This window comes from Aeromicrobium sp. PFPM2_SD2 (assembly GCF_057364525.1).
Genome location: NZ_JBNFNZ010000632.1, coordinates 1 through 1,048, shown reverse-complemented (window position 1 = coordinate 1,048; position 1,048 = coordinate 1). Strand labels below are relative to the sequence as shown.

Genomic DNA, 1,048 nt, shown 5'->3' with positions numbered 1-1,048 from the left:
GATCCGCGACGGCCGCGCCGGAGCGCCCCGACGAGCCGCCGGGGGTGTGGCCGAGCCGCCACGGGTTGCGGGCCGGACCCCAGTACTCCGGCTCGGTGACGCCCTTGGCCCCGAACTCGGGGGTGTTGGTCTTGCCGAAGATCACCAGGCCGGCGTCGAGCCAGCGCTGCACGACCAGGGCGTGCTCGGTGGCGACGTCGGCGCGCAGCGCCCGCGAGCCGTACGACGTCGGGTAGCCGGCGACCTCCTGCATGAGGTCCTTGACCAGGAACGGGACACCGGCGAACGGGCCGGACAGGTCGGGGTCGTCCACGACCGCGTCGGCCAGGTCGTCGGTGCGCACGACGATCGCGTTGAGCCGGCCGTTCACCTCGTCCGCGCGCTGGCGCGCCGCGGCCAGCAGCTCGCTGGGCTTGACCTGCTTGGTCGCGACGAGCTCGGCGAGCCCGGTCGCGTCGTACGTCATGTACTCGCGGACGTCCACGGTGCCTCCTGGGTCGGTGCTCGCGTCAACCTAGTGGCCGGCCGGGCTCACTCGTCGTCGCTGGTGCGCAGCCCCCGGTGCGCCGAGGCCACCTCGACCTCGGGGTGCCAGGCGACGAGCTTCTCCACGGCGTCCAGCACCTCGACGACGTGGGCCCGGTCGGCGGAGACCACGCTCGCCCCGACCAGCGTGCGCCGGTACAGGTCCAGGTGGCCGACCTCGGCCGCGCTCACGTCGAAGCGTCGCTTCACCTCCGCGACGATCGGCCGGACGAGCGAACGCTTCTGCTTGAGCGAGCGCACGTCGCCCAGCAGCAGGTCGAGCTCGATCCAGCCGATCCACACGTCAGTCGAACAGCTCTCCGAGCCAGTGGCCCTTCCGCTTCTTGTAGCCGCCGCCCCCGTAGTACCGCTTGTCGGAGTCGTCGTAGTAGCGGTTCCCGTACGCGGGCTGCTGCTGGTAGGTCGGCTGGCCGTAGCCGGGCTGGGGCGCGGCCGGCGGCGGCGTGGGCGGGGCGGCCTGCTGCTGCGGCGGGGGCGGCCGCCCGGGTCCTCGGACCGCGGC

Annotated in this window: 2 protein-coding genes and 1 pseudogene; all 3 read right to left on the bottom strand. The window is 73.6% G+C overall.

The window, feature by feature from the left end; translation table 11 throughout:
- On the bottom strand, positions 1-484 hold a 484-nt coding region (locus AC2W7G_RS17045; protein ID WP_485869486.1), incomplete at its 3' end, for an amidase family protein.
- Positions 485-531: 47 nt separating this feature from the next.
- Positions 532-828, bottom strand: coding sequence for a DUF503 domain-containing protein (locus AC2W7G_RS17040; protein WP_485869485.1), 297 nt, complete (start codon positions 826-828; stop codon positions 532-534).
- A gap of 1 nt (position 829) precedes the next feature.
- Positions 830-1,048: pseudogene (locus tag AC2W7G_RS17035) on the bottom strand (hypothetical protein); the annotation flags it as partial.